This window comes from Clostridium celatum DSM 1785 (assembly GCF_000320405.1).
Lineage (GTDB): Bacteria > Bacillota > Clostridia > Clostridiales > Clostridiaceae > Clostridium > Clostridium celatum.
Genome location: NZ_KB291636.1, coordinates 1 through 1,648 on the forward strand (window position 1 = coordinate 1; position 1,648 = coordinate 1,648).

A 1,648-nucleotide genomic window follows, 5' to 3' on the forward strand; every position below is an offset into this window, starting at 1 on the left:
TGTTTTTTACACAAATCTATATACTCTCCCTAGCTATCTATTTATTAAAATTAACATATCAACTAGAATAAAAAATACTTAGTAAGATTAAATATTCTTACTAAGTATTTTTTATTTATATTATATACGTACTCTTCTAGTTATTAAGATCTTTTTACTTCATATTTAGTTTCAAGTTCTTTTATTACATCAGTGTACTTCTTTTCTTGTCTTGATTGAATTAATTTATTAACTATTTGAGCTTTAACATCTTCAAATGATGATGTTTTAGGTTCATTTTTAGCTTCTACCTTTATTAGGTGATATCCAAATTGAGTTTTAACTGGCTCACTAACTTTTTCTAAATCTAAAGCAAAAGCTGCTTCCTCAAACTCTGGAACCATCATTCCTCTACCGAATACTCCTAAGTTTCCACCTTGCTCTTTAGATGGACATGTAGAATATTTCTTTGCTGCATCTTCAAAAGTTAATTCACCTTTTTCAATACTAGCTCTAACTTCTTCACATTTTTCTATTGTATCAACTAAAATATGCTTAGCTGATACTGTAGCTTTTTCTTTAAATTCATCTAAATGCTCATCATAATAATTCTTAGCATCTTCATCAGTAACAGTTACTTCTGATAAAACTTTGTTTATTGTCATTTGAGTAAGTAAATCCTTCTCAACTTGAGCTAAACTCTCTTTATATTCTTGAGTTTCATTTAATTTCATTTCTGACCCTAATCTGTTCATTAATTCAAATGCTATCATTTGTTCTAATAATTGCTTTCTTCCCATATCTGAATTAAAGAACGCTCTCTTATCTTGAGGATATCTCATTATTATTGAATTTAAATCCTTTTCTGTAATTTCAGTTCCTGCAATTACAGCTAAAATTTTGTTTTCCATATACTCTCTCCTTTTCGCTTTATATTTCCAATTATATCAGATTTTCGTCATAGTATATATAAATATTTAATATATTGAATATTTATATGCACTATTATATAATAATTATTATTGATAATATAATTAGGAGGTAAATTTATGGTTGAACTTAATTCAATAGTACCAGATTTTTCATTAATGAGTTCTGACGAAAAAGAACATAAATTAAGTGATTATAAAGGTAAAAAAGTAGTACTTTATTTCTATCCTAGAGATAATACCCCAGGATGTTCTACAGAAGCATGTGATTTTAGAGATAATCATAGCAACTTTATTGATAATAATGTTGTAATTTTAGGTGTTAGCAGGGATTCATTAAAATCACATAATAAATTTATTGAAAAACTTAATCTTCCTTTTGTTCTTTTAAGTGATGAAAAAGAAGAAGTTTGCAATTTATTTAATGTAATAAAAGAAAAAAATATGTATGGAAAAAAAGTTATGGGTATTGAAAGAAGTACTTTTATAATTGACGAAAATGGAGTTCTTGTAAAGGAATATAGAAAAGTTAAAGTGAAGGAACATATTAATACTATTTTAAATGACTTAAATATACTGTAATTATAAATTCATATAAAATAAAAAGCACTAACAAATGTTAGTGCTTTTTTCCTGGTGGCTCGACCAGGAATCGAACCAGGGACACGAGGATTTTCAGTCCTCTGCTCTACCGACTGAGCTATCGAGCCACATTACCTGGCAACGTTCTACTCTCCCAC

Annotated in this window: 2 protein-coding genes and 1 tRNA gene; 1 reads left to right on the forward strand and 2 read right to left on the reverse strand. The window is 27.5% G+C overall.

Features of this window, described 5'->3' with window-relative positions:
• Positions 1-143 precede the first annotated feature (143 nt).
• Positions 144-890 (reverse strand): peptidylprolyl isomerase, encoded by a 747-nt coding sequence (locus tag HMPREF0216_RS07025; RefSeq protein ID WP_005212985.1) that lies wholly within the window; start codon positions 888-890, stop codon positions 144-146.
• 138 nt (positions 891-1,028) lie between these two features.
• Here HMPREF0216_RS07025 and bcp point away from each other — a divergent pair, with 138 nt between their 5' ends.
• Positions 1,029-1,490: a thioredoxin-dependent thiol peroxidase gene (gene bcp / locus HMPREF0216_RS07030; RefSeq protein ID WP_005212987.1), complete on the forward strand. Its 462-nt coding sequence runs from the start codon at positions 1,029-1,031 to the stop codon at positions 1,488-1,490.
• Positions 1,491-1,542: 52 nt separating this feature from the next.
• On the opposite strand, the gene HMPREF0216_RS07035 is transcribed toward bcp, so the two are convergent.
• Positions 1,543-1,618: transfer RNA gene (locus HMPREF0216_RS07035), tRNA-Phe, on the reverse strand.
• Positions 1,619-1,648 lie beyond the last annotated feature (30 nt).

Bases quoted from the DNA above. Each gene is read 5' to 3' on its own strand.
- HMPREF0216_RS07025 (WP_005212985.1), bottom strand. From the start codon at position 890: ATGGAAAACAAAATTTTAGCTGTAATTGCAGGAACTGAAATTACAGAA.
- bcp (WP_005212987.1), top strand. From the start codon at position 1,029: ATGGTTGAACTTAATTCAATAGTACCAGATTTTTCATTAATGAGTTCT.